Origin of the sequence: Pseudomonas sp. O230, from assembly GCF_045447035.1 — a bacterium.
GTDB lineage: Bacteria > Pseudomonadota > Gammaproteobacteria > Pseudomonadales > Pseudomonadaceae > Aquipseudomonas.
The window spans coordinates 146738-172822 of the sequence record NZ_JBJGXN010000009.1; the positions used below are offsets into that span (position 1 = coordinate 146738).

The window sequence follows — 26085 nt, forward strand, 5'->3', positions numbered from 1 at the left end:
CAACTTTAAAACTCAAGTTATTTCACTGGAGAAACACCCATGAAACTTGCACTTGCCAGCACCTTGACGATCGTCACTGCTTTAACCGGCTGTTCAATTCCCACTGCGCCGACGGCGGTTTCTTCACTCGACGGTCTCTTCAGCGCGCCCGTCGGGCGCAGCAGCGCCAGCCATGTCGCCAGCGGCGGCGAGGTCTCGCTGGGCATCGTCTACAGCCGCAACACACAGACCAATCGCGCTTACCTGCAGGACTATCAGGCCAATGCCGGTACCGGTTTTGGCCAGAGCCTGCTGGTGCAACCGATTCATGATGCCTACGTCGCCACCTCCAAACCCGATCTGGCGGTGGATTGGGTCAAGGCCTCGTTGCAACGTCAGTTCGGCTCTGTGACGGTGTACCCGGACCTGCAAAGCCTCAAGTCGGCGAAACCGGATGTGGTCGCCATTGTCGACACCCGCAGCCAATTGATCACCTCGCGCAGTTCGGATATCAAGGCCGATGTGAGTGCGGACTTTTATGATGCCAACTTCAATTACATCGGGACTGCGCAAGGGCATGATGCCAAAGCATTGAGCCCGGTGTGGGCGGACTATAAACGCAGCGAAGAGATCGTTGCAGATATTAATGAACAGCAGAACGTGCAAGTTCGGGCATTGCAGAAGTTCGACCAATCGCTCAGTAATTTATTGACTGGGCCGACAGATAAAGTGTCGATGATTGATAATAAAACAGACAGGCAGTTGTATTGAAACCAATGACCCCATCGCGGGCAAGCCCGGCTCCCACAGGACTTGTGTTGGACACATAACATCACACGACACAAAACCTGTGGGAGCCGGGCTTGCCCGCGATGAGGCCCGACCAAAAACCAAAAAACCCAGGCAAAAAAAACCCCGCATCTTTCAATGCGGGGCTTTTCATTCAGCGACTGATCAGGCCGCCGGCTCCAGTTCTGCACTGGCGGTGGTGGCAGTAGCAGGCACTACCGCTTGCCCGCTCAATGCCAGATCCAGCAACTCACGGTTGGCTACCGCATACATCGCGTAGTCAGTGCCGCTCGCCGCACGGATTTCCACCAGCATGGCGCGCCAGCGTTCGATCATGCCTACGTGCTCTTCCATCCACAGCGCCAGGCGTGTTTCCACATCCTGAGAGCCGTCGCCCTGTTGCAGGACCGAGATGGTAATTGCACGTTGCTGCCAGTCGACGTCATCGCGGAACGCTTCACGGGCCAGGGCTTGCCAGTTGTTTTCAACCGGCAGAGCGCTGATCTGTTGCAGGTACCAGGTGATGTCCAGCGCACTGCCCACGGCGAAGTAGGCCTTGGCCACGTCCGCAGGGTTCTGGCCGGTCACGTCGGAGGCCTCGATGATCGGCAGCAGCGTGTACAGGTGCGACGTGCCAGCCACCATGCGTGCGAGCAACTCCGGCACACCGGCTTCGACATACGCCTCGTAGCGGGCCTGCCAGTTCTCGTGGATCTCGCCACTCAGCAGTTCGTCGAGCTTGAGACCCAACTCCTTCAGATGCGGACCGAAATGCGCGACGTCACGGGCAGCGTTCTGCTCGTTGCGACGGGCACGCAGGAACCAGCGCGTAGCGCGACGGCCCAGACGCATCAGCTCGTCCATCAGCTCCAGTTGCACGTCAGCGGATACCTGGTAGTCCAGGGCTTCGATCTGACGGAACCAGTGCGGGAGATGGAAGATGTCACGCACGATCACGTAAGCACCGGCCACGTTCGCCGGGCTCATGCCGGTCGACTCTTTGAGTCGTTGAACGAAGGTGATGCCCATGTGGTTGACCAGATCGTTGGCGATCTGGGTGCTGACGATCTCACGCTTCAGACGGTGACGGCGCATGGCTTCGGAGAACTTGCTCACCAGGCTTGGCGGGAAAGCGGTTTCCATGTCGCGCGTCAGGTAGTCGTCGTCCGGCACTCGGGAGTCCAGCAACTGCGCCTTGAGGTCGATCTTGCTGTAGGAGATCAGCACCGACAGCTCGGCACGGGTCAGGCCGTGGCCTTCCGCGAGGCGTTCGTTGATCGCTTCTTCCGACGGCAGGAACTCGATGGCGCGATCCAGCTTGCCGCGGCCTTCCAGATCGTTCATCAGACGCTTGTATTCGGCAATCCGCACGAAAGCACGGCGTGCCGCCAGGGACAGCGCTTGAGTCTGCTTGTAGTTGTTGCCCAGCACCAGGTTGCCGACTTCGTCGGTCATGCTCGCCAGCAACTGGTTACGTTGCTTGTCGGTCATGTCACCGGCCTGAACCACTTCGTTCAGCAGGATCTTGATGTTCACTTCGTGGTCGGAGCAGTCCACACCACCGGCGTTGTCGATGAAGTCGGTGTTGGAACCGCCGCCATTGAGACCGAATTCGACACGCCCCAGTTGGGTCATGCCGAGGTTACCGCCCTCGCCCACGACTTTGCAGCGCAGTTCGTTGCCGTTCACGCGCAGTGCATCGTTGGCCTTGTCGCCGACGTCGGCATGGCTTTCGCTGCTGGCCTTGACGTAGGTGCCGATGCCACCGTTCCACAACAGGTCGACCGGCGCCTTGAGCAAGGCATTGAGCAGTTCGGTCGGGGTCAGCTTGTCGGCCTGAATGGCGAAACGCTCTTTCATCTGCGGGGAAATCGCGATGCTTTTCGCGCTGCGGGAGAAGATCCCGCCGCCTTCGGACATGATGCTGGTGTCGTAATCCGACCATGCCGAACGTGGCAGATCGAACAGGCGCTGACGCTCGACGAAGCTGTTCGCCGGTTCAGGATTCGGATCGATGAAGATGTGCAGGTGGTTGAAGGCAGCGACCAGTTGCAGCTTGTCGGACATCAACAAGCCGTTACCGAACACGTCACCGGCCATGTCGCCGACGCCGACCACGGTGATGCTGTCTTCCTGAACATTGATGCCGCGCTCGCGGAAGTGGCGTTGCACGCCAACCCACGCGCCTTTGGCGGTGATGCCCATTTTCTTGTGGTCGTAACCGGCAGAACCGCCGGACGCGAACGCGTCACCCAGCCAGAAACCGTAGTCGATGGCGATGCCGTTGGCGATGTCGGAGAAGGTTGCAGTGCCCTTGTCCGCAGCGACCACCAGGTACGGGTCATCGTCGTCATGACGCACGACGTTGGCCGGCGGCACCAGTGCGCCGTCTTTCAGGTTGTCGGTGATGTCCAACAGGCCCGAAATGAAGATGCGGTAGCAAGCGATGCCCTCGGCCGCGATCTCGTCACGGCTGCCGCCCAGTGGCAGGCGACGCGGCAGGAAGCCGCCCTTCGCGCCGACGGGCACGATGACCGAGTTCTTCACTTGCTGGGCTTTTACCAGGCCCAGGACTTCGGTACGGAAGTCTTCTTCACGGTCAGACCAGCGCAGACCGCCACGAGCGACATTGCCGAAGCGCAGGTGCACGCCTTCGACGCGAGGCGAGTAAACGAAGATTTCGAACTTCGGAACCGGCTTCGGCAGCTCTGGAATCTGATGCGGGTTGAACTTGAAGCTGAAGTAGGACTTGTTCTGACCGTTGGCATCGGTCTGGTAGAAGTTGGTCCGTAAGGTCGCCTTGATCAGGTCGAGGTAGCGACGCAGGATGCGGTCTTCGTTCAACACCTGGACGTCGTCCAGTGCGCTGACGATGGCTTGTTCCAGACGTTGCTGCTTGTCTTCCAGGTCGTCGCTGGTCAGCTTGCGCGCCAGGTAGAAACGGGTCTTGAACAACCGGGTCAACTCGCGAGCGATGTCGGTGTGGTTGTTCAGGGTGCTGGCGATATAGCCGAGGTCGAAGCCCAGACGAATCTGCTTCATGTAGCGAGCGTAGGCACGCAGCAGCGCCACATCGCGCCATGGCAGGCCGGCGGTCAGCACCAGACGGTTGAACGCATCGTTCTCGGCATCGCCACGCACGATGTGGACGAAGGCGTCCTGCAGGGTGTCGTTGAGTTGCTGGATGTCGAGTTCCAGGCCTTCAGCGGCGGTGAACGCGAAATCGTGAATCCAGAACTCGCGGCCGTTGTTGTGACGCAGGCGATAAGGGAATTCACCCAGCACGCGCAGGCCGAGGTTTTCCAGGATCGGCAACACGTCGGACAGGGCCAGCGGGGTATCGGCGTGATACAGCTTGCAGTGCAACTCGCGCTGGCCGGAGACCTGACCCAGTGGCTGATAGAAGCTCATCACCAGAGGATTTTTTTCGTTCAGGTTCAGCAGATGCTGCATGTCGACCACAGCCGAATGCGCAGCGAAGCGCTCGCGGTAACCGGCCGGGAAGCCTTTCGGGAAGTCCGCCAGCACGTTGGTGCCGTGTGCTTCACCGAAGCTTTCCACGACCAGGCTGGCGTAGTCGTCCTGCCAGCTGCGGCAGGCTTGTACCACTTCTTTTTCCAGCAGGACCGGGTCGATGTCCAGACGGTTCTTCGGATCGACACGCAGGATCAATTGCACGCGGGCCAGTACGGACTCGGAGAAGAAGGTCCAGAACTCGCAGTCCGAGGCTTTCAGGCGATCCATCAGCACTTGCTGGATCTTCTGGCGCACTTCGGTGGAGTAGATGTCACGCGGCACGTAAGCCAGGCAGTAGCAGAAACGGCCGTACGGGTCTTTGCGCAGGAACACGCGAATCTTGTTGCGTTCCTGGATCTGCACGATCGACATCACGGTGCTGAACAGTTCGTCGACCGGGGTCTGGAACAGGTCATCACGCGGCAGTACTTCAACCACCTGCGCCAGTTCCTTGCCCAAGTGAGCCTTGGCCTGGAAGCCGGAACGGCGTTCGATTTCCTCGACCTTGCGGCGGATGTACGGGATGACCCGCACGCTCTCGCCATACACCGAAGAGGTGTACAGGCCCATGAAGCGGCATTCCTTGATGACCTTGCCGTCGGCGTCGATCTCGCGGATCGACACGTAGTCCGGGTAAGCCGGACGGTGTACACGGCTTGGGTGCGCAGCCTTGGCGAACGACAGCAGGGTCGGTTCGCGCAGGTAGTTCACGGCGTAGTCTTCGATGCGCAGGTCATCGTAGGTCAGGCCGGTGCGCAGCAGTTTGGTCAGGCCGAGGAAGGAATTCTGGTCGTAGACGATATGGCCGCCATCGACTTCATCCTGAACCACGAACTCTTCGTAGCCGAGGAAGGTGAAGTGGTTGCCCACCAGCCATTCCAGGAAACTTTTGATTTCGGCTTTTTCTTCGCTGTCGACAGCAAACTTGCTGTTGTCCAGACCGGTCAGGATTTCCTGGACCTTGGTTTTCATCGGCTCGAAATCGGCGACCGCGACGCGGACTTCACCGAGAACCTGTTCCAGTTCTTTGCTCAGAACATTCAGTTCAGCAGTGTTCGCGCAACGGTCAATTTCCAGGTACATCAGGGATTCTTGCAGGATCCCTTCGCCCTGAGTGCCTTTTGGCAGGATTTCCAGCAACTCGCCTTTGCTGCCGCGACGCACGCTCAGCACAGTGGTTTGCAGGGTATGAATGCTGTAGCCGCGACGGTTCAGCTCGGTGCGCACCGAGTCCACCAGGAATGGCAGGTCGTGGTGCAGCACTTCGACCGCGGTATGGGTCGACTGCCAGCCGTGGCGTTCGTAATCAGGGTTGTAGACGCGAACCTGCGGTTGCGCGTGATCGAAGCGCTCAAGCAGGCGCCACGCTGAAAGGGTGCAGCCAGCGAGGTCGGACAGCCGACGCTGGGTCAGCTCGTCAAGGGAAATGATGCCGAAGAATTGTTCAGCGAACAGCGCCACTTGTGGCAGTGCCTGTTCACTGATGTGCTGCGCCAGTGCCGCTTGCAGTTGGTGCTGGAAGTCGGCTTTGCTGGCTGCGGTGAAGAACGCCATCTGTGGTACTCCGCTTGGGCTTGTTATTGATGGAAGCGTCGCGTGCAAACCCCTTTCGGGGCGATCCGTCACCCTGTTCCTGATTCTCGGGCAGAGGAAACAGGGTGACAGGTGGGTGAAGCTGGACGAGACACTCAGGTCACATTCACCTTCCATGAATGGGCATCTGCAAAAACGACTCTGCGATCAATTGCACAATGTCTTTACAGGTATCCATTCGATGCGCAGCTTAACCAGTGCGGCAAGGCCCGTGCTTGCAGCGCTGCGACATATTCGGTCATCGGCACGCAGCGCGCGCCTTGCGCATCGGACAACACTAGCAGTCGTGTAGGAAATTGGGCGCTTTATGCCCGGATTTACGGCACCTTCGTACCAGAAATGACCAGTAGCGCCCCGAATGCTCACGACACATTCTCTGACAATCAGCCAAGCAGAAATTCCCGAGGGCTGGCAGAATCGCCTTTTGTTGTGTTCACAACGCTCGCCGAGCCAGGATTTTCCTCATGCAAATGACCACCTCCCTGTTGATCGTCAACCCGTGTGACGAGGAAGAAGACAACATGGCCATGCTCGCCTGCCACAGCGAACAGGGTGAAATGTTCCTGATGAGCCGCTACCCGGACGAGGACGAGCTGGAGATCACCCTTGATGGCGAGCCTTCGACGCTGGACGGCGTGAAAGTGACGCTCAGCCCTACCCGTTTGCTGATCGAGATTGCGGCGGCGGATACGGATGCGTTGAATGGGGATGATTCGCTGGAAATCATTCACAGCACGGATGCGAGTGATTTGGCGGAGGTTGAAGAAACGTTGCAGAACATTCTCAAGGGCACTGGCACCTACGTCAGCGAGCTTTAACCCTCAGAATCTCGAGTGATTGGACCGACCTCATCGCGAGGAGGTCCGAAAGAACATCATCAGCCTGTGCGCCTCACAAATCTCCAACCATTTCGCCGGCAGATGGGTGTGCGATTCAATACTTGTTGGAGTAAGCCTGCCCACGACGGCGTCACCGATATCGCCCTGACATCGTAGCAAAGCCGATTCCTTCGGTTTTTGCTCGACATCAACAGCATTCCAAGCCCTGTTATGTGCCGACCGTGATAACGACGAACAAATTCCCAGTCCGAAAACTCAGCATTCGGCGAGACCTTTAAACATCGCAAGCTATTGAAGGACTGGGGGAAATAAGCAAACTACAACAGAATCGCAAATTCTCCGACATCCATCCCACCCACATGTAAGAACAACCTTACAAGCGCATAGGATATTTCGCGGCACTACGCAATTGAAGCGCAAAGTCCTTGCTGTTATTAATAAGTCACTTGCGAAAACAAATTTCGCAAGCGCGGCACTTACTGACAAGTACCGCTCCATTGATAAAAAGGAGTTAACGTCATGGGTAAAAAACGCACCGAGATAACCCCCTGGGATGACTTGCCGCAAGCAATGAGCACGTCATATGGCTTCCTGGCAACTGAAGCAAACTTCTTTGCCTCGCTGACCAACTGAAACACGCTGATAACACATCAGTAAAATGCCGAAAGGGCCCTTTCGGCATTCTGAAACCTTGCGAGGCTATTTATGTCTGAGCGTGAACTCAATCCTGCGACAGCATTATCGAAAATTCAAAAAATCATTGACTCATTAAATTTTAATGTCGTCACACACCACACTGATTGCAACAAGCTTGTAGCCACAGCAAAACTTTTTGACAAAAACAACAATTTCATAGAATCCGGTGCAGGAAAAGGTCCCGACTCGCTCATCGGAGCTCTAGCCGAGAGCATCGAACACTTCAGCACTTTCCCGTTCAACACAGATGACTTGAGCATTCAGCCCTGCGAATTTATCGCCACTCAGAAAGCTGCCGAACACGATGGCTTTTTCACGAACCTGCTGTGCTCATCAGGATCAATGGAATGCTTGAGGCTCACAACACTCGATGAAACGAAAGAGCTTTTTGTTCCAAGCATTCTTCTTTGTCCGAAGGTGGCGACTGACTCATTGACCAGCGCAAGTGCAGGCATGCAATTTCTGTCTCGCTACTCTTCCAACTCGGGGATTGCCTTTGGTTGCACCAAAGCAGAGGCATTGCTTCACGGAACGCACGAGGTCATCGAAAGACACATTCTCTCCCGCTTTTTTATGGCAGTCTGTGCGATTGGCCCTGCCATGAAACTATATACGCCCTCTAAAGCCTTGCTTACCAAATCGCTCCAGGACAATTCTTATGCCCTAGCGCTTGCAGACAAGCTACAGATCATCATCATAAAGGATGTGATGAATGTTTATTTTTCTGTTGCGCTACCGAAAGCGGGCCCTGGGCATCTCCATTTATCAGCTATCGGCTCAGGCTGTTCGTTGGATATTTGCATTGCTATCCAAAGAGCAGTAACGGAGCAATTTCAAGTCAATGAACTGTATGACGATACGCAAGAGGCGACTGATAGAAAATCACTTGATTTTCTAGCAGGCTCAAACATGCTGAAATCCCTTATAGACTTCAAGCCTGTAAAAAACTTGAGTCTTCCGACACTTGACTTGTCACGAGAAGATTTTGCAAAAAGCGTCCCAGCACAGTTGGGATTATTAGAAAACATTCTGCTAACTACTCGCAGAGCTATTTACTTCAGAGTCGTTGCTCAATACTCCGATGACGGCATCGTATGTCAGTCTTACGTTCCAGGCCTTGAGCGCTTCAACCTAATTAGAAATGGGTATCTTGTTGCTCCGCAACGAATCCTGCGCCAAGCGTCAAAAACTGTTTAACTCTTGCTGACAGCAATAGGCTCCCAATGCAGACCCTCATTAGAACAGCCTGTAAAAAACATGCGATATTACTGATATCAACGATCACCACAATAATAACGTTAAAAATTATTGCTCTAGCACCACCTCTGTTATTAGGAAAAGTGATTGACACTCTGAATGACAATAATCAGGCAGCGCTCAACACCCTACTATTTCTAACTGCGGGCTTCACCTTGGCTGGGTGCATACAAGCGATCATTAACCCGTTGCAAATTTTCTTTCTATCCAAACTTGTACAGCAAGTAGTGTTGAATGCGTCCATTCACTGGGTTGCACAGCTGATGCGCAAAGAGTTTCTGCAGTTCAGTTCGTGGCGCATCGGTCACTTTATAAAATCGGTGGAGCGTGGGATTACTGCACACGAGCAATTGCTAACGTTCTTCGTCACCATTGGATTCCCGCTTTGCCTGGAATTCCTGATCGTTGGAAGCGCTTTTATATACATGGGCGGCACTGGCATTTTCTTTGTGGTGACCAGCCTTGGTATCGTCTATCTGTTAGTCGCCCACCGAATCATTAGATGGCGCAGAAAACATATTGATGCAGTCAACGAGCAAGAGGATGAACTCAGCGCCCTCCTCTTCAGCACCATGAACACGGGCAAATCGATAAAACTGGAAGGGGCCGAGTTCACGGCAACGCAACCGTTGAACCTTGCGTTCAAGCTCTACGCCAAGGCCGCGATCACCGTGGCCAGTTCCGGTGGCGTTTTGAGCGGGGCAAAAATTTTGTTTGTAAGCTTTTCTACGGGAGGATTACTCACTTGGGGAGTTCTCGATCAGTTGGCGAACGAGCCAAGCATCAGCATTGGACAAATGGTTGCCATTTTCTCCATTGCAGGAAGTTTTTTGCTCAATATCACTGCGCTGACCGAGGGCTATCGGATACTTGATCAGTTTCTCGCTGACCAGCGTCGGCTCCAACAGCTTTTGTCATTGCCGAACTTTGACGACAATCGACAAGCCGAAATCAAGCCCGGACATGAATCGATACTGGTTCTCGAGCCTTGCGTTGTGATCGACAACGGGATAACTCGCCTGTCTATAGAGGACTCCATTACGTTCACCCAAGGTCAATCGATCGCAATCACCGGCCCCAGTGGCGCGGGTAAATCGACATTTCTGGAAGCATTAGCCGGGTTGAATGCTCCTCTGAGAAGTCAGTTGAGCATCGACTGCATACCGATTTCAAGATTGAGCGCCCAAGCTCATTTGAACATCCTCAGGTATTGCCCTCAGTCCCCACAGTTTTTGGAGGGTACTTTTGAAAGCTCGGTTCTGTTCGGAATTGCTCCCTCGCCACATCTGAACCAGGCAATACAGCGACTTAACCTTGAAGATATTGTTTGCCATCGAAATATCACTGAAAGCGCATCCAACATTTCAGGTGGCGAAGCTAAACGCCTGTCACTGCTGCGCCTGATCAATAGGCCGGGTCGATTTAATCTGTTCGACGAGCCAAGCGCATCAATCGAACCAAAGCTGGCCTCCCCGGTCTGGGACCTGCTATTTGACACTTTTGCCGGCCGTGGACTGATTTGTGTGACGCATGATGTAAGTCACCTGCACCGCTTCGACCGAATCATCGTCATGCAAAACGGCGCGATCATTGACGATGGTCCGTGGTGCGATTTGGTTAACAGGACAGCAGTCAGGCTGCTACTGAGTGACCTCCAATCAGTTGAGTAGTACCAGAAGGATCATCACCATTTCCTGCGAAACGGTGAGGCCGAACTCAAATCCCCACACTTTGCACAAAATGCCGTTAGTCGCCGCCGCCCGCGATGCATTAAAGTAACGCCCCCAGCCGTGGCGTTATTCGAACGTCGTCGGTCACCCTTTCCAGGAACAGTCATCGATGGAACATCGTGAAGCGCTGCTCGCGCTGCGAACCTTTCTTTCAACGCAGATTCTCGGCCAGGAAAAACTCATCGAGCGCTTGCTCATCGCCCTGCTTGCCGACGGCCACATGCTGGTCGAGGGCGCTCCCGGCCTGGCCAAGACCAAGGCCATCAAAGAACTCGCCGAAGGCATCGAAGCCCAGTTCCATCGCATCCAGTTCACCCCTGACCTGTTGCCCGCCGACATCACCGGCACGGAAATCTATCGCCCGGAAACCGGCAGTTTCGTGTTCCAGCAAGGCCCGATCTTCCACAACCTGGTATTGGCGGACGAAATCAACCGGGCTCCGGCCAAGGTGCAATCGGCATTGCTCGAAGCCATGGCCGAGCGTCAGGTCAGCGTCGGGCGCAGCACCTACGAGTTGTCGCCGCTGTTCCTGGTGATGGCCACGCAAAACCCGATCGAGCAGGAAGGCACCTATCCGCTGCCCGAAGCCCAGCTCGACCGCTTCCTGATGCACGTGAAAATCGGCTTCCCGGACGCCGCCGTCGAACGCCGCATCCTGCAACAGGCTCGTGGCGAAGCCTTGAACGGCGAAACCAAACCGGAGCGCCGGGTCAGCCAGCAGGCAATATTCGCCGCTCGCAAGGAAATCCTCGGTCTGTACATGGCCGACGCGGTGGAGGAATACCTGGTGCAACTGGTCATGGCCACGCGCACGCCGGGCAAATTCGACCCGGAGATGGCCGAGTGGATCGCCTATGGCGCCAGCCCACGCGGCTCGATTGCCCTCGACCGCTGTGCCCGCGCCCACGCCTGGCTGGCCGGTCGCGACTTCGTCAGCCCGGAAGACATCCAGGCTGTGCTGTTTGACGTGTTGCGCCACCGCATCATCCTGTCCTTTGAAGCCGAAGCCGCTGGCATCGATCAGGACCGGGTAGTCCAGCGGATTCTCGACGTCGTAGCCGTCGCTTGACCCCGATGAACGCCAGCCTGCCGCCCGAGCCGGGCATCCGCGTCAGCCTCGCCGAGCTGATCGAGATGCGCCATCGCGTGCGTGAAGTGCAGCTGTTTTCGACGCCGAGCCAGCGCAGCCCGCTGATCGGCCTGCACCACTCCAAACTGCGCGGCCGTGGCGTGGACTTCGATCAGGTGCGGGTCTATCAGGCCGGCGATGACGTGCGCACCATCGACTGGCGCGTCACCGCTCGCACCCAGGAGCCGCACACCAAGCTGTTCCATGAAGAACGCGAGCGGCCGATCTTCATCATGGTTGAGCAAAGTCGTCGGCTGTTTTTCGGTTCCGGGCTGATGTTCAAATCGGTGCTCGCTGCGCAAGCGGCGAGCCTGATCGGCTGGGCCGCACTGGGCCACAACGATCGGGTCGGCGGGCTGGTGTTCGGTGATAACGAACACTACGAAATCAAGCCACGGCGCAGTAAGCAGAGTCTGTTGCAATTGCTCAACCGACTGGTGCGCGTCAATCAATCACTGCACACCGAAAGCGAAACGAACCGCGACGCCCTCAACCTGGCCCTGCGTCGCGCCCGGGAAGTCCTGCGTCCCGGCAGCCTGGTCATCGTGATCTGCGACGAACGCGCGTTGACTGAAGGCTCGGAGCAACAACTGAGCCTGCTGTCGCGCCATTGCGACTTGTTGCTGTTGCCGCTGTCCGATCCACTGGACCACGCCCTGCCCGCTGCGGGTTTGCTGCGTTTCGTCGAACGCGGTGCGCAACTGGAACTCGACACGTTGAATTTCGACCTGCGCCAGACCTACCGCGCCCAAGCCGAGGCACGCATCGCCCATTGGGAATTGCTCGCGCAAAAACTGCGGGTGTTGCTGATGCCCTTGAGCACCCAGAGCGAGATGGTCGAACAACTGCGCGAATACCTGAACCCACAGAAACCAGGGAAAGGTCGATGAGCAGCCTCGATCAACTGCAACCGCTGATTTTCCCGCCACCGATAGGCTTCTGGCCGCCGGCACTGGGCTGGTGGCTTTTGTTGTTGTTGCTGCCGCTGATCGGCGTCGGCCTGTGGCAGGCGCGGCGTTTCCTGCCGAACAAGCGCCCCATCGTACGCGCCGAACAACCGCTGGACCCGGTGCGCCTCGCCGCACTGGCCGAACTGGCGCTGATGCCCAAACCCTACGATGGCGCGCCGGCCGGTGCCTGGCTGCAGCAACTCAACGGTTTGCTCAAGCGCCTGTGCCGCAACCATTACCCCTACAGCCAGAGCCACACCCTCAATGGGCGCAAATGGCTGGCGTTTCTCGACAACCGCTGCCCGGCCGCCGGCCTGACGCGCTGGATGGTGCTGGTCGAAGGTGCCTACAAACCCGAATGCAAACTCGACGACAAGGCCATCGCCGGCCTGACCCAAGCCGTCGACACCTGGATTCGCAAACATGTTTGAGTTCGCCTGGCCGTGGATCTTCGCCCTGCTCCCCCTGCCCTGGTTGATGCGCATCGTGTTGCCAGTGGCCGATAGCGGCGAACCGGCGCTCAAAGTCAGCTTCCTCAGCGATCTCGAAGGCCTGGCCCGACGCCGTGCCCGGGCCAATCTGCCCGCCTGGCGACAACAAGCGCCGTTCATCCTGCTGTGGCTGTTTTTGCTGATCGCCGCCGCGCGCCCGCAATGGCTTGGCGAACCGTTGCCGATTGCCGCCAGTGGCCGTGATCTGCTGGTGGCGGTGGACGTTTCCGGTTCCATGGATTTCCCCGACATGCAGTGGCAGGACGACGAAGTCAGCCGCCTGACGCTGGTACAACATTTGCTCGGTGATTTTCTCGAGCGGCGCGAAGGCGACCGTGTCGGCCTGATCCTGTTCGGCAGCAAGGCGTACCTGCAAGCCCCGCTGACCTTCGACCGGCGCACCGTGCGCGTTTGGCTCCACGAAGCGCGCATCGGCATTGCCGGCAAGAACACCGCCATCGGCGACGCCATCGGCCTCGCGCTCAAGCGCCTGCGCCTGCGTCCGGCGCAAAGCCGCGTGTTGATTCTGGTCACTGACGGCGCTAACAACGGCGGCGAAATCGACCCGCTCACCGCCGCGCGGCTAGCGGCCAAGGAAGGCGTGAAAATCTACCCGATCGGCATCGGTGCCGACCCGGAACAAAGCGGTACCGCAGGATTTCTCGGTATCAACCCGAGCCTGGACCTCGACGAGCCTGCGCTGAAGGCCATCGCCGCCGCCACGGGTGGCCTGTATTTCCGTGCTCGCGACGGCAAGGAATTGCAAGCGATCAAGGAAACCCTCGATCAATTGGAACCGGTAACTCAACAACCGACCCAGGCCCGCCCGGCGCAGGCGTTGTATCACTGGCCGTTGGCGATGGCGCTGCTGTTGAGCCTGTTGCTGGTGGCTCGCGAACGCTGGCCGGATAACCCGTTGCAGCGTCTGTTTACCAAGGATCTGTTCTTGCAAACGCAACTGCCTGACTGGCGCCAGCGACTCAAACGCCTGCGCCTGCGGAGGCGCCGATGAGCGCGCTGTGGCCTTATTGGTTCCGCCCCTGGTGGCTGCTGCTGTTGCCACTGCTCGGCTGGTTGCTCTGGCAACTCTGGCATCGACAGAAGCGCGCCGGGCGCTGGCAGATGATTCTGCCGCCGGCCTTTCATTCCGCATTGCTCAGTGGCGGCAACGGTCGCGACAGCAAACTGCCGTGGGTTGCCCTCGGCGTGGCGTGGCTGTTGACGATACTGGCGTTGCTGGGGCCGAGCTGGGAGCGCGTCGAGCAAGCCAGTCAGAAACCGGCCGACCCGCTGGTGGTGATTCTTGAGCTAACCCCGGAAATGCTCGCCACCGATGTCACGCCAAACCGCTTGGAACAGGCCCGGCGCAAACTGTTTGACCTGCTGCAAAACCGCAGCGACGCCCAGACTGCCATCGTCGTCTACGCCGGCAGCGCGCATACGCTGGTGCCGCTGTCGGATGACCTGTTGACCAGTCGCAATCTGCTGGAGGCGCTCAAGCCCTCGCTGATGCCCCAGACCGGCCATCGCGCCGATCTCGCGGTAACCAAGGCCCTTGCGCTGCTGAATCAGGGCGCTTTGGGCGACGGCCGGATTCTGCTGATCGGTTCGTCCCTGACTGAACTGGAGCGCGAAGGCATTCAACAGGCGCTGGATGGCAAGTCGACGCAGCTTTTGATGCTCGGCATCGGCACCGCCGAAGGCGCACCGATCACTCAGGAGGATGGCAGTTTCCTCAAGGATGACCAAGGCGCGATTCTGGTACCCCACCTGGACGAGCCGAACCTGAAAGCGTTCGTCAACGGCCTCGATGGACGGTATCGCCACGCGCGCCTGGACGATGCCGACCTGCGCGCCCTCGGCTTGCTCGATGGCCCGCGCAACTTGCGCAATGACGGCCAGACCCTGCGCCTCGATACCTGGGCCGATCAGGGTTACTGGCTGTTGTTGCCGCTGTTGCTGCTGGCGGCCTGCGCCGGTCGTCGCGGCTGGTTGTTCTGTCTGCCGCTGCTGTTCCTGTTGCCGCAATCGAGCTACGCCTTCGACTTCGAGGACTTGTGGCTGCGTCCTGACCAGCAAGGCCTGCATCTGTTGAAGAAGAAGCGTCCGGCCGAGGCCGCGAAACATTTCCAGGATCGGCAATGGCAAGGCGTGGCGCTCTATGAGGCCGGCGACTACAGTGGCGCCGCCCAGCGGTTCGCCGAGGGCAATGACGCCCACGCCCACTACAATCGTGGCAACGCCCTGGCCAAAAGCGGCGAGTTGGAAGCCGCGCTGGATGCTTACGAACAGGCACTGGAGCTGCAACCGGATCTGCGTCCGGCGCTGACCAACAAGGCCTTGGTGGAAAATCTGCTCAAACAGAAAAACACACCGCCGCCGGTTGAGTTGGACAAAACCGAAGGCGATGAGACCGGTTCAACGCAAGAACCTTCGCCCGGTGCTGCGACCCAAGCGTCGAGCAACGGAGATCCGCAATCCGACACCCAGACGCCTACACCCGATGCGGAGCAGTCAGATACGACACCCGCGCGGCCCGGCACCAATGAGGTGCCCGGCAGTGAGTTAGGTGACGAACAAAGCACCACCCCGCCGTTGCGGCCGGCCAGTGACGCCATCGATGGCGAACAGCGTCAGGCGCTGGAGCAATGGCTGCGCAAGATCCCGGACGATCCGGGCGAATTGCTCAGGCGCAAATTCTGGTACGAACAGCAGCAACATCAGGATCAGGAAGAAACTCGATGACCCGCTTCACCGCTTTCATGCTTGCACTGTTGATCTGGACCATTCAGGCCCAGGCTGCGGAGCTGGTCGCCAGTGTCGACCGCAGTCGCCTGAACTCCGGCGAAACGGTCGAGCTGACCCTGGAATCCAACGATGTCACCCAATTCGGCAAGCCCGACCTGACGGCGCTGGAGCCGCTGTTTGAAGTGCGCGGCACCCGTCAGGTCAACCAGTTGACGACCCTTAACGGCGGCAATGGCGCCACTACCCGCTGGATCATTACCCTGCTGCCTCGGCAGAACGGCAGCGTGGTCATTCCGTCGCTGCAACTGGGCGACGTGCAGAGCCAGCCGATCACCCTGCAAGTGGTCGAGAGCGAAACCCAGGACAGTACGCAAAAACGGGCCCCGGTGTTCATCGACGCCAGCCTCGATCAAAACAGCGTGTACGTTCAGGCCCAGGCGATCCTGACCTTGCGCATCTACCATTCCGTGTCGCTGTACGACGACAGCAGCCTGACGCCGTTGCAGATTCCCGATGCGCGAATTGAGCAGTTGGGTGAGTCGCGCACTTACGAAAAAGACATCAACGGCCTGCGCCACGGCGTGATCGAATTGCGCTACGCGATCTACCCGCAACACAGCGGCCAGGTCACCATTCCGGCGCAGATTTTCAGCGCCACGCTGGTCGACGCGCAACCGGCCAAGGACGTCGAATCCCAGGTGCCGAAATCCGGCAAACTGATGCGCGTCAGCTCGGTCGAACTGCCGCTGACCGTCAAGCCGAAACCCGCCACTTACCCGGCTGACGTGCCTTGGCTCCCGGCCCGCAGCCTGACGCTGAGCGAGAGCTGGAATCCGGAACCGGATCACGCCCAAGTGGGTGATTCGCTGACGCGCAGCCTGATGTTGAAAGCCGAAGGTTTGGCCAGTTCACAACTTCCACCGTTGCCGGCCACCGACGTCAACGGCTTGCGGCGCTATCCGGATCAGCCGGTGCTGGCCAATCAGAATAGCGAGCGTGGCCTGATTGGCAGTCGCGAGGACCGTGAGGCACTGGTGCCGGTCCAACGGGGTGACGTCGAGTTGCCGGCGGTGGACGTGGTCTGGTGGAACACCTTCGAAGATCATCTGGAGCACAGCAGCCTGCCGGCACGGACGCTGCAAGTGGTGAACAATCCGGGTTTGATGGTCGATACCCCGACCGGCACGTCACCGGTCATTTCCGCTGCCGACAATGAAGCGCTCTGGTGGTGGAAACTCAGCACCGTAATACTTGCCTGCACCACCCTGCTGGGCTTCGGCCTCTGGTGGCGCGCCCGCTGGCAACCGGCGATCCTGCGCGCAGCCCAGACCGGCCCGAGCCCGCGCACCGTGCTCGACGACCTCAAGCGCGCCTGCCAGGCCAACGACTCCCACGCCACCCGCCAGGCCCTCGACGCCTGGGCCCGACAACAACCGGAAACCCTGGCCGACATGGCAGCGCGATTCGTACCGTTGTCCGATGCGCTGGATGGCTTGAACGGGGCGCTGTACAGCGAAACCGGCCAGCATTGGCAGGGCGAGGAATTGTGGCGCGCGATCAAGGCGATCCCGATTGCCGAGCGTATTCAAGACCCGGTCGGCGACAGTGGCCTGCCGCCGCTGTATCCAAAATAACCGCAATTCTGTAGGAGCTGGCTTGCCGGCGAAACGGTCCTGAGTTCCGCGTCGTTCTCAAGGCCGTCATCGCTGGCAAGCCAGCTCCTACAGGTTCGGGAGTTACCCAGAAAATGGCAATGACACAAACCCAGTAGGAGTCGGCTTGCCGGCGAAACAATCCTGATTTTCACGCCGGCCTCAAGTCTGCCCCAGTGGCGACGGTAGGTGTACTCACCTCTTTACCCGTAAACTCTCTCCCCTTTCGCCGCTGTCAATTTCCTCGCGGCCACTACCTTATTTCCTACGGAGCTCGCCTTGCGTCTGTTTCACACCTCCGATTGGCACCTTGGGCAGAACCTTCACGGCCAGGAACGCGATTTCGAGCACGGCTGTTTCCTCGAATGGCTGCTGCGCCAGCTAAAGCTGGACCAGCCCGATGTGCTGTTGATCGCCGGCGATATCTTCGACACGGTCAATCCACCGGTCAAAGCCCAGGAACGCCTCTACGACTTCATCGTCAGCGCCCACGAACAACAGCCGAAGCTGACGATCGTGATGATCGCCGGCAACCACGATTCCGGCTCGCGGATCGAGCTGCCGGCGCCGTTGATGCGCCGTTTGCGCACGCATGCGCTGGGTCGGGTGTTGTGGCTGGATGACGGGCAACTCGACGCCGAGCGTCTGCTGCTGCCGCTGCCGGGCGCCAAAGGCAAAACGGTGGCCTGGTGCCTGGCGCTGCCGTTCCTGCGACCGGCCGAAGTGACCGGCGCGCACCTGGGCGACAACTACCTGCGCGGGATCGGCCAGGTTCACGAATGGCTGATCGAAGCCGCCAATGCCAAACGCAAGAAGGGCCAGGCGCTGATTGCCATCAGCCATGCGCACATGGCTGGCGGTTCAGTGTCGGAAGACTCCGAGCGCAGCCTGATCATCGGTAATGCCGAAGCGCTGCCCGCCAGTCTGTTCGGCCCGAGCATCAGTTACGTTGCCCTCGGGCATTTGCACAAACCGCAGAAGGTCAACGGTGAAGAGCGCATTCGCTACAGCGGCTCGCCGATTCCGTTGTCGTTCTCCGAAATCGGTTATCAGCACCAGATTCTCGACGTCCAGCTCGACGGCGAAACCCTGGTCAGCGTCGAACCGAAGCTGATTCCCCGCGCCGTCAACCTGCAACGTATCGGCCCGGCGCCTTTGGCCGACATCCTGCTACAACTCGCCGACCTGCCAAACATCGATTTGCTCGCCGACATTCAGCGTCAGCCGTGGCTGGAAGTGCGGGTGCGCCTCGATGAGCCGCAACCCGACTTGCGCCATCAGGTCGAAACTGCCCTGCAAGGCAAAGCCGTGCGCCTGGTGCGGATCGCTGCTGAATACGCCGGCAACGGCAACCGTGATGGCCTCGATGACGGTGCGACCCTGGTTGAACTGGACCAGCTCACGCCCCAGGAATTGTTCAGCCGCGCCTGGCAGGACAACTACGGCAGCGAGGTCGATGAGCAAACGTTGAAGGACTTTGCCGAGTTGTTGCAAGACGTGCAGATGGAGAGCGAACAACCATGAAGATTCTCGCGATCCGCCTGAAAAACCTCGCTTCCCTTGCCGGGCCGTTTGAAATCGACTTCACCGCCGAGCCCCTGGCCAGTGCCGGTTTGTTCGCGATTACCGGGCCGACCGGTGCCGGTAAAAGCACCCTGCTCGATGCCTTGTGCCTGGCACTGTTCGGCGCCGTGCCTCGACTGAGCAACGCTCAAGTGTCGGCCAAAGCGCCGGATGCCGACGGCGAAATCAGCACCGGCGACCCGCGTACGCTGCTGCGTCGCGGCACGGGCGAAGGCTATGCCGAAGTCGACTTCGTCGGCATCGATGGCCGTCGCTATCGCGCGCGCTGGGAGGCCAATCGCGCTCGGGAGAAGGCCGGTGGCAAGCTGCAAGCCAGCCGTCAGAGCTTGCGTGACATCGATCTGGATCAACTGCTGGCCAGTCAGAAAGTTGAATTCAAGGTCCAGCTGGAAGCTGTCCTCGGCCTGAACTTCGAGCAGTTCACCCGTGCCGTGTTGCTCGCCCAGAGCGAGTTCAGTGCGTTCCTCAAGGCCAACGACAACGAACGCAGCGAACTGCTGGAAAAACTCACCGACACCGCGCTCTACACGCGTCTGGGCCGTCGCGCCTTCGACAAGACCAAAGAGGCCCGTGAAGCGCACAAGCTGTTGCAGGATCAAGCCACCGGCGTCACGCCACTGGCGCCCGAAGACCGTGCACAACTGGATGAGCGCTTCAACGGAGCACAGCAGCAACTCAAAACCCTGCAAGCGCAATTCAAGCAGCTTGAATTGCAGAGCACCTGGCTAAAAGAACTGCGCCAATGGCAGGACGAGCAGCTCAGCGCCACCGAACAACTGACCAGCGCCCGGCAGGATTGGCAAAGTCTGACCGGTGAACGCTTGAAGTTGACCCGCCTGGAGCAACTGGCGCCACAACGGCACCAGTTCGCCCGCAAGACCGAACTGAGTGCCTTGCTCACGCCGCTGGCCGCGCAGATTCAGCAGCACACGCAGCAACAACAAGCGCTGCACGAGCGCCAGACTGAACTCGAACAAAGCCTGAGCGCCGCGCAAACGGCGTTGGTCGAGGCTCAACACCAACACAGCGAAAACGTACCGCTGCTGCGTCAGGCCTTTGAAGCGCAAAGCACCCTCGCCCGTTTGAACAAGGACGCCGGGCACAGTGCCGAGCTCAAGCAGCATGCGGAACTGGCCTGCACTCACGGCCAAGGCACGATTCAAGGGTTGCTTGAGCAACAAAGGCAAGTGGCCGAGCGTCTGCTAAAAATCGCCGGAGAACTGGAGCAAAGCGCTCATCTGGCCCCGCTCAGCGACGCCTGGAACGCCTACCGCGACCGCCTGCAACAATTGATGCTGATCGGCAATCGCCTGAACAAGGGTGAAGTTGAACTGCAGGCGCTGGAGCAGAGCGCCAGCCGTGCCGCCGCAGAACTGGTTGCACAAAAGCAGCATCTGGAAGTGCTCTACAAAGAGGCCGGTGCCGAGCCTGAAGCGGTCGCCGAACAGATCCAGTTGCTCGGCAATCTGTTGCAAGACAACCGCAAGCATCTGCGCAACTTTGAAGAGCTGACGCGCCTGTGGGCCAGTCAACAGGCGCTGGACAAGCGCGTCGCCGAGTTGCAGCAACGCCAGTCCGTCGCTCAGCAAGAACGTGACCGTCTGACTCAGGACGGGGTGAAAAGCAAAAACGAGCTGAGCGTCGCCGAGCAGACCCTGACGGTCACCCGCGAACTGCTGGAACGTCAGCGTCTGGCCCGCAGTGCCAGCGTCGAAGAACTGCGCGAGCAGTTGCAGGATGATCAGCCCTGCCCGGTCTGCGGCAGCCCGGACCACCCCTATCATCAACCGGAAGCCTTGCTGCAAAGCCTCGGTCGCCATGACGAAAGCGAACAGGCCAACGCACAGAAAACGGTGGATTTACTCAAGGAAAAACTGACCGACTTGCGCACCGAAGTCGGTGGCGTGATCGCCCAGCAAAAAGAATTGCTGCAACAACAGGAACACCTCGTCGCTCAACAACAGAGCCTGACACCGAACCTCGACGCACACCCCTTGTCTGCGCAGTTGTTGGCCCAGGACGCCGCCAAACGCGATGCCTGGCTGGCCCAGCAAAACAGCCAATTGAACCAAAGCATCACACAGGATGAACAGCGGCAAACCGCCCTGCTCATCCTGCAACAGGATGCTGCGCGTCTTCAGCAACAACTTCGCGGCGCCGAAAACGCGAGCCAGCAAGCGACCCAGCATCTGGCCAACCAGCAACGCGAGCTGAACAGTGATCGCCAGCGCCTGGAAGAAGAACTGACCGCGTTCAGCCCCCTGCTCCCGGCCGACACCCTGCAAGCCTTGCGCAACGAACCGGCTGCAACCTTCATGCAACTGGACCGCCAGATCGCCGAGCGCCTGCAACAACTCGAGCAGCAACGCGATGAGCTGGATGAACAGCTGCAACGCCAGCAAACGCTGGAGAAAGAACAGGACCGCCAACTGACACGCGTCCAGCAGCTAGAAACCGCCCAGCAGCAATTCGCCGCCCTCGCCGAACAGCAGCAGGCATGCCAGCAACAACTGGCTCAACTGTTGGGCCAGCACACCAGCGCCGAGCAGTGGCAGCAACAACTGGATCAAGCGGTGGAACAGGCGCGCAATGCCGAAACGGCGGCGCATCAGGAACTGCAAACCGTGCGCACGCGCCTGGTAGAACTGGCGGCGGAGCTCAAAGCGAAGCAGGAACGTCTGTTGGCGCTGGAGACAGAAGACCGCGAGCTGAGCGCGAAGATTGCCGACTGGCGCGCCTTGCATCCAGAACTGGATGACGCTGGCCTGGAAGACCTGCTGAGCGTCGACGACCCGCATGTCAGCGCGCTACGCCAACGGTTGCAGCAAAACGAAAAAGCCATCGAGCAGGCCGAGGTGTTGTTGCAGGAACGGGACAAGCACCTGGCCAGTCACCAGGCGCAACACAACGGCAACCTCGATGCCGGGCAGCTCGCTGCAGCGCTGACGGAGTTGCAAAGTCTGTTCGCGGCCGCCGAACACCTGTGCGCCGAATTGCGCGCCCAGCAGGCTGAGGACCAGCGTCGGCAAAACGCCAATCAGGCCCTGGCGCAACAGATCGCCGACGCTTACAGCGAATACCAGCGCTGGGCGCGTTTGAACGCATTGATCGGCTCCGCCACCGGCGACACCTTCCGCAAGATCGCCCAGGCCTACAACCTCGACCTGCTGGTGCATCATGCCAACGTGCAGTTGCGGCAACTGGTGCGACGCTATCGCCTCAAACGCGGCGGCAGCATGCTGGGCTTGCTGGTGATGGACACCGAGATGGGCGACGAACTGCGCTCGGTGCATTCGTTGTCCGGCGGCGAGACGTTCCTGGTGTCGTTGGCCCTGGCATTGGGCCTGGCATCAATGGCATCGAGCACGCTGAAAATCGAATCGCTGTTCATCGACGAAGGCTTCGGCAGCCTCGATCCGGAATCCCTGCAACTGGCGATGGACGCCCTCGACGGTTTGCAGGCTCAGGGCCGCAAGGTCGCGGTGATTTCCCACGTCCAGGAAATGCACGAGCGGATTCCGGTGCAGATTCAGGTCCACCGCCAGGGCAACGGCCTGAGTACCCTGGAGGTGAAATGACCACGCTGTATTCCTTCCGCCGCTGCCCGTACGCCATGCGGGCGCGGATGGCCCTGCGTTACTCGGACGTTGCGGTGAACATCGTCGAGGTCAGCCTGAAGGCCAAGCCTGCCGAGATGCTCGCGCTGTCGAGCAAAGGCACGGTGCCGGTGCTGAGCGTCGACGGCCAGGTGATTGATGAAAGCCTGGCGATCATGCACTGGGCATTGGCACAGAACGATCCGCAGGATTGGCTGCTCAAGGATGATCCTGCGGGGCAAGCGCAGATCGCCGCGCTGATCGAAGAGAACGATCAGGTGTTCAAGGTGCATCTGAATCGCTACAAGTATGCCGAGCGCTATCCCGAGCAGCCGATGGCATTTTATCGGGCCGAAGGCGAGGTGTTTTTGCGCAAGCTGGATGGGTTGCTTGAAGGACGTGATTATTTGTTGGCCGAGCATCCGACCCTGGCGGATGTGGCACTGATGCCGTTTATTCGGCAGTTCGCGCATGTGGATCGTGAGTGGTTCGGGCAGTCGCGTTACGTGCGGTTGCAGGCGTGGTTGCAGCGTTTTTTAGAGTCAGACCTGTTCACATCAATCATGAAGAAGTAACCGGTCCTCTGTAGGAGCCGGGTTGCTGCGGGCGGTTCCTACAGGGGGTGGTGACGTATCGAAGATTCAGGCAAACACTTCACACATCTTCAGCACCGAGCAATCGACCTGGAACGGACCGAAGAAATCGCCTTGGCGTTTCACCGGCGGATTGCCGGCCAGCAAGCCCATGGCCTTGTCCGTTTCGATGCTGCGAGCAAGGTTGTGATTCGCTTCGATCGACCGCGCTACAGAGCCTGCCGAGGCTTGTCCGATGCCCAACAGGGAAGCGCCATTGGTCATGAACGCCAGGAAGGCGATGACCCAGAGTTTGCCCCCTTTCATGCCCCTGCCACTCCCGCCACGTCTGCGTGATCGATCACGGCGTTTTGAGCGCGGTGTTCGAACTGGATTCCGGGATAAGCGACCTGAATCGGCGCGTCGATTTCGTGTTGCGATTGCGCGGTAATGCTGACAACCAACACCAGCGCCACGTAAAGACCGATGGCCAGGTAGGCGCCGTATTTGGCAGAAGTGAGGATTGCGCTGGCCATGGTGTTCTCCGTGGGCATGTTTCAGAGCCCACAGAATCGATCATAAAAGCAGTGATAACCACTCAGGGTTATCCATAGTCACCATCAGCTTCGTTGATCATTAAGCCAGTCTATTTCAGCCTTCAATAAAACTCATCAAGCGCTCTCGAGCGGCGTCAGGCTCACCTGGAACGGGGGTTGCAGCCGATAAAATGGGCGTTGAATAGAGGAACAGGAGTATCACGGCCAGACGCATCGCCATGCTGTCGATCCTTTTTTATTAGAGAAGGAGTCAATAAATCAGCGTCAAATTTAAACTCATGGCTATGTGATATCAAGCGTGACGTTGATAGCAATATGATGCTGTCGTAAACGCGTTATGCAGGAGCGACGTCACTCAGGCTTTCTCAAAGCTTTTCAGCTTGATCCACGCAAGTGACTTCGCTCCTGCATAAAGGGTGCAGGGCGGGAATTTCAGGCTTGGGTTTTGTGATCCAGGGCCGCGTAGAAGTGGGCGCTCTGTTGCAGGTATTTCTGGGTGTAGCTCTGGGTGTGGGATTTTTTGTCGCTGATTTCAACGTTGGCGCTGGCTGGCAGAGCAACAGTGGCAGAGATGGCGGATGCGGCGATGACAGAGAAGAGATTGAAGTTCATGGCGGTATTCCTCGGATTCAGTTGGCTTGCTTGCCCGGTGGGGCCGTGAAGCAAACTTAACCTTCGAGGTTGGCGCCTTGAAATCTTTTGTAGCATTAGCAGATATCAGCGTCATTAATAGAAGGATGCAGGCCCCATCAACCGGGGCCTGCGGCCTATTGACGCAGTATGAACTTGAGATCGCTCGGGGCATCCATCGGCAGTTTCTGCACGGTTTTACCCAGCAGACCGCTCTTGGCATCGCGTTCGACGACGACAATCTGGTTGCTCTTCTGATTGGCGATCAGCACAAACCTGCCACTCGGATCGAGGCTGAACTCGCGCGGGTGATCCCCTTCCACCGAACGGCGTTGCAGCTCCTTGAGGTGGCCGGTGGCGGGGTCGATGGCAAACACCAGCAACTGATTGGCGGTGCCACGGTTGCTGACGTAGAGGAACTTGCCATCCTTTGATGCATGCAACGCTGCGGCGGCTTTGTCCGACGTCGGTTGCCCGGCTGCCAGGTCGACCATCTGCGTTTGTTCAAGCGTGCCGTTGCGGTAATCGAACACCGCGACCTGCGCGCTCATTTCCATGGTCAGCCACGCGTGTTTGCCATCGGCGCTGAACAGCAAATGCCGCGGCCCGCTGCCGGGCGGCAACTGGACCGACGCGGGTGTCGCCACGGTCAACGGCAAGTCCGGGTTGGCCTTCGGATCGAAGCGATAGACGAAGATCTTGTCCGCACCCAAATCATTGGAGAACACAAACTTGCCATCCGGCGAGGACACCGTTGAATGCACATGCGCCGACATCTGCCGCTCGGGGTTGACCCGGCTGGACGGATGACTGCTCATTTGCACCACGTTTTTGAGCGTGCCATCGGCGCCGACCGGCAACACCGCCAGCGTGCCGCCCGGGTCTTGTGCCACTGAATAATTGCTGACGAACAAGTGGCTGGCATCGCCACTGAGGCTCGAATGGGTCGGTTCGTTGCCCAGGCTTTGCACCTGATTGATCAGGCTCAGTGCATGGGTTTTGGCGTCGATTGCATAGCTGCTGACACGTCCGACCGGATCTTTCTGTCCAGGCCCGTTTTCGTTGACCACGAACACGTGACGCTGATCCTTGGACAGGCTCAGCCAGGACGGATTTTCACTGTTGACCACTTGCAGGGGTTTGGCGTCGATCAGCCCTGTGCCGCTGTCGAAATTCAGGCGATAAAGGCCTTGGCTTTGCCCTGCGGTGTAGGAGCCCACGAGCAATTGATAGTTGTCGGCGCAGGCGGCCTGAACACCCAGTGCGCCAATGCTGCCGGCGATCAACAGCGGCCAGAGGTTACGCATCCTCTTGCTCGTCGTCTTCGTTGTCGCCGCTGACGCCGTCGCCAAGGCAGACCAAGCGGTGTTCGCCGCGGTTGTCCTTGATCAGCCAACTCTGCAAAGTCGGGTCGAAGGTTGCCGCTTGAATCTGCGCGGGGGTGAATTCCCAATGCAGCGCATTTCTACCATCGATGCATTCGATATGCAGATTGTCATCCTCATCGAGGGCGAATTCGAAGGCATGCAACCCGTCGATTTCCACCATTCCGCAGTGTTCGAGGGCGTTGAGCAAGGTGTCGGTTACGGCAGTCATGGCAGTCAATCTTTGAAGGGGAAAGACGTAATGATAGCGCAATGAGCGCGCGATCCAGTGCCGGTCACATAACTTGCTGACGGCACTGAACACTGTGGGAGCGGGCGTGCCCGCGATAGCGATCTGTCTGACACATCGTTGGTGCTTGGGCCGCCGTCATCGCGGGCTAGCCCGCTCCCAC

20 protein-coding genes are annotated in these 26085 nt (G+C 58.7%); 13 read left to right on the forward strand and 7 right to left on the reverse strand.

The window, feature by feature from the left end:
* The first annotated feature begins 39 nt into the window (after positions 1-39).
* Complete coding sequence (locus ACI77H_RS20460; protein WP_407013541.1) at positions 40-750, forward strand: ATPase; 711 nt, start codon at positions 40-42, stop codon at positions 748-750.
* Positions 751-933: 183 nt separating this feature from the next.
* Here the strand turns inward: ACI77H_RS20460 and ACI77H_RS20465 are convergent, their stop codons facing one another.
* The gene (locus ACI77H_RS20465; protein WP_407013542.1) at positions 934-5838 is read right to left on the reverse strand and encodes an NAD-glutamate dehydrogenase; all 4905 of its coding nucleotides are present in this window, start codon (positions 5836-5838) and stop codon (positions 934-936) included.
* A 503-nt stretch (positions 5839-6341) separates the two neighbouring features.
* Between ACI77H_RS20465 and ACI77H_RS20470 the strand changes: the two genes are divergently transcribed.
* From ACI77H_RS20470 to ACI77H_RS20525, 12 genes are all read left to right on the forward strand, one after another.
* Positions 6342-6695, forward strand: coding sequence for a hypothetical protein (locus ACI77H_RS20470; RefSeq protein ID WP_407013543.1), 354 nt, complete (start codon positions 6342-6344; stop codon positions 6693-6695).
* Between the two features lie 726 nt (positions 6696-7421).
* Positions 7422-8609 (forward strand): YcaO-like family protein, encoded by a 1188-nt coding sequence (locus ACI77H_RS20475; RefSeq protein WP_407013544.1) that lies wholly within the window; start codon positions 7422-7424, stop codon positions 8607-8609.
* A gap of 26 nt (positions 8610-8635) precedes the next feature.
* Complete coding sequence (locus ACI77H_RS20480) at positions 8636-10339, forward strand: ATP-binding cassette domain-containing protein (RefSeq protein WP_407013545.1); 1704 nt, start codon at positions 8636-8638, stop codon at positions 10337-10339.
* A 169-nt stretch (positions 10340-10508) separates the two neighbouring features.
* A complete protein-coding gene (locus tag ACI77H_RS20485; protein WP_020800601.1) occupies positions 10509-11468 on the forward strand; it encodes a MoxR family ATPase in 960 nt (319 codons plus the stop codon).
* Positions 11469-11473: 5 nt separating this feature from the next.
* Positions 11474-12418 carry a DUF58 domain-containing protein gene (locus ACI77H_RS20490; protein ID WP_407013546.1) on the forward strand — a complete coding sequence of 315 codons (945 nt, stop codon included), beginning with the start codon at positions 11474-11476 and terminating at the stop codon, positions 12416-12418.
* Positions 12415-12909, forward strand: a complete 495-nt coding sequence (locus tag ACI77H_RS20495) for a DUF4381 domain-containing protein (protein WP_407013547.1) — start codon at positions 12415-12417, stop codon at positions 12907-12909. The genes ACI77H_RS20490 and ACI77H_RS20495 overlap by 4 nt, the downstream gene beginning before the upstream one ends.
* Positions 12902-13981 (forward strand): vWA domain-containing protein, encoded by a 1080-nt coding sequence (locus ACI77H_RS20500; RefSeq protein ID WP_407013548.1) that lies wholly within the window; start codon positions 12902-12904, stop codon positions 13979-13981. The genes ACI77H_RS20495 and ACI77H_RS20500 overlap by 8 nt, the downstream gene beginning before the upstream one ends.
* Complete coding sequence (locus ACI77H_RS20505) at positions 13978-15714, forward strand: tetratricopeptide repeat protein (protein WP_407013549.1); 1737 nt, start codon at positions 13978-13980, stop codon at positions 15712-15714. The genes ACI77H_RS20500 and ACI77H_RS20505 overlap by 4 nt, the downstream gene beginning before the upstream one ends.
* The gene (locus tag ACI77H_RS20510; protein WP_407013550.1) at positions 15711-17351 is read left to right on the forward strand and encodes a BatD family protein; all 1641 of its coding nucleotides are present in this window, start codon (positions 15711-15713) and stop codon (positions 17349-17351) included. Before ACI77H_RS20505 ends, ACI77H_RS20510 begins: the two co-directional genes overlap by 4 nt.
* Positions 17352-17648: 297 nt before the next feature.
* Positions 17649-18893 (forward strand): exonuclease SbcCD subunit D C-terminal domain-containing protein, encoded by a 1245-nt coding sequence (locus tag ACI77H_RS20515; protein ID WP_407013551.1) that lies wholly within the window; start codon positions 17649-17651, stop codon positions 18891-18893.
* Positions 18890-22531 (forward strand): AAA family ATPase, encoded by a 3642-nt coding sequence (locus ACI77H_RS20520; RefSeq protein WP_407013552.1) that lies wholly within the window; start codon positions 18890-18892, stop codon positions 22529-22531. The genes ACI77H_RS20515 and ACI77H_RS20520 overlap by 4 nt, the downstream gene beginning before the upstream one ends.
* On the forward strand, positions 22528-23124 hold the full coding sequence (locus ACI77H_RS20525; protein ID WP_407013553.1) for a glutathione S-transferase: 597 nt from the start codon (positions 22528-22530) through the stop codon (positions 23122-23124). Before ACI77H_RS20520 ends, ACI77H_RS20525 begins: the two co-directional genes overlap by 4 nt.
* 66 nt (positions 23125-23190) lie before the next feature.
* Here ACI77H_RS20525 and ACI77H_RS20530 read toward each other — a convergent pair whose 3' ends face one another.
* The 6 genes from ACI77H_RS20530 to ACI77H_RS20555 form a co-directional block, all read right to left on the reverse strand.
* Positions 23191-23448, reverse strand: coding sequence for a hypothetical protein (locus ACI77H_RS20530; RefSeq protein ID WP_407013554.1), 258 nt, complete (start codon positions 23446-23448; stop codon positions 23191-23193).
* On the reverse strand, positions 23445-23657 hold the full coding sequence (locus ACI77H_RS20535; RefSeq protein WP_407013555.1) for a hypothetical protein: 213 nt from the start codon (positions 23655-23657) through the stop codon (positions 23445-23447). Before ACI77H_RS20535 ends, ACI77H_RS20530 begins: the two co-directional genes overlap by 4 nt.
* A 115-nt stretch (positions 23658-23772) precedes the next feature.
* Positions 23773-23898, reverse strand: a complete 126-nt coding sequence (locus tag ACI77H_RS20540) for a hypothetical protein (RefSeq protein ID WP_407013556.1) — start codon at positions 23896-23898, stop codon at positions 23773-23775.
* 212 nt (positions 23899-24110) lie between these two features.
* On the reverse strand, positions 24111-24290 hold the full coding sequence (locus tag ACI77H_RS20545; protein ID WP_407013557.1) for a hypothetical protein: 180 nt from the start codon (positions 24288-24290) through the stop codon (positions 24111-24113).
* A 155-nt stretch (positions 24291-24445) separates the two neighbouring features.
* Positions 24446-25615: a lactonase family protein gene (locus tag ACI77H_RS20550; protein ID WP_407013558.1), complete on the reverse strand. Its 1170-nt coding sequence runs from the start codon at positions 25613-25615 to the stop codon at positions 24446-24448.
* Positions 25608-25904 carry a DUF5629 family protein gene (locus ACI77H_RS20555; RefSeq protein WP_407013559.1) on the reverse strand — a complete coding sequence of 99 codons (297 nt, stop codon included), beginning with the start codon at positions 25902-25904 and terminating at the stop codon, positions 25608-25610. The genes ACI77H_RS20550 and ACI77H_RS20555 overlap by 8 nt, the downstream gene beginning before the upstream one ends.
* Positions 25905-26085 lie beyond the last annotated feature (181 nt).

Bases quoted from the DNA above. Each gene is read 5' to 3' on its own strand.
- ACI77H_RS20460 (WP_407013541.1), top strand. From the start codon at position 40: ATGAAACTTGCACTTGCCAGCACCTTGACGATCGTCACTGCTTTAACC.
- ACI77H_RS20465 (WP_407013542.1), bottom strand. From the start codon at position 5,838: ATGGCGTTCTTCACCGCAGCCAGCAAAGCCGACTTCCAGCACCAACTG.
- ACI77H_RS20470 (WP_407013543.1), top strand. From the start codon at position 6,342: ATGCAAATGACCACCTCCCTGTTGATCGTCAACCCGTGTGACGAGGAA.
- ACI77H_RS20475 (WP_407013544.1), top strand. From the start codon at position 7,422: ATGTCTGAGCGTGAACTCAATCCTGCGACAGCATTATCGAAAATTCAA.
- ACI77H_RS20480 (WP_407013545.1), top strand. From the start codon at position 8,636: ATGCAGACCCTCATTAGAACAGCCTGTAAAAAACATGCGATATTACTG.
- ACI77H_RS20485 (WP_020800601.1), top strand. From the start codon at position 10,509: ATGGAACATCGTGAAGCGCTGCTCGCGCTGCGAACCTTTCTTTCAACG.
- ACI77H_RS20490 (WP_407013546.1), top strand. From the start codon at position 11,474: ATGAACGCCAGCCTGCCGCCCGAGCCGGGCATCCGCGTCAGCCTCGCC.
- ACI77H_RS20495 (WP_407013547.1), top strand. From the start codon at position 12,415: ATGAGCAGCCTCGATCAACTGCAACCGCTGATTTTCCCGCCACCGATA.
- ACI77H_RS20500 (WP_407013548.1), top strand. From the start codon at position 12,902: ATGTTTGAGTTCGCCTGGCCGTGGATCTTCGCCCTGCTCCCCCTGCCC.
- ACI77H_RS20505 (WP_407013549.1), top strand. From the start codon at position 13,978: ATGAGCGCGCTGTGGCCTTATTGGTTCCGCCCCTGGTGGCTGCTGCTG.
- ACI77H_RS20510 (WP_407013550.1), top strand. From the start codon at position 15,711: ATGACCCGCTTCACCGCTTTCATGCTTGCACTGTTGATCTGGACCATT.
- ACI77H_RS20520 (WP_407013552.1), top strand. From the start codon at position 18,890: ATGAAGATTCTCGCGATCCGCCTGAAAAACCTCGCTTCCCTTGCCGGG.
- ACI77H_RS20525 (WP_407013553.1), top strand. From the start codon at position 22,528: ATGACCACGCTGTATTCCTTCCGCCGCTGCCCGTACGCCATGCGGGCG.
- ACI77H_RS20530 (WP_407013554.1), bottom strand. From the start codon at position 23,448: ATGAAAGGGGGCAAACTCTGGGTCATCGCCTTCCTGGCGTTCATGACC.
- ACI77H_RS20535 (WP_407013555.1), bottom strand. From the start codon at position 23,657: ATGGCCAGCGCAATCCTCACTTCTGCCAAATACGGCGCCTACCTGGCC.
- ACI77H_RS20540 (WP_407013556.1), bottom strand. From the start codon at position 23,898: ATGGCGATGCGTCTGGCCGTGATACTCCTGTTCCTCTATTCAACGCCC.
- ACI77H_RS20545 (WP_407013557.1), bottom strand. From the start codon at position 24,290: ATGAACTTCAATCTCTTCTCTGTCATCGCCGCATCCGCCATCTCTGCC.
- ACI77H_RS20550 (WP_407013558.1), bottom strand. From the start codon at position 25,615: ATGCGTAACCTCTGGCCGCTGTTGATCGCCGGCAGCATTGGCGCACTG.
- ACI77H_RS20555 (WP_407013559.1), bottom strand. From the start codon at position 25,904: ATGACTGCCGTAACCGACACCTTGCTCAACGCCCTCGAACACTGCGGA.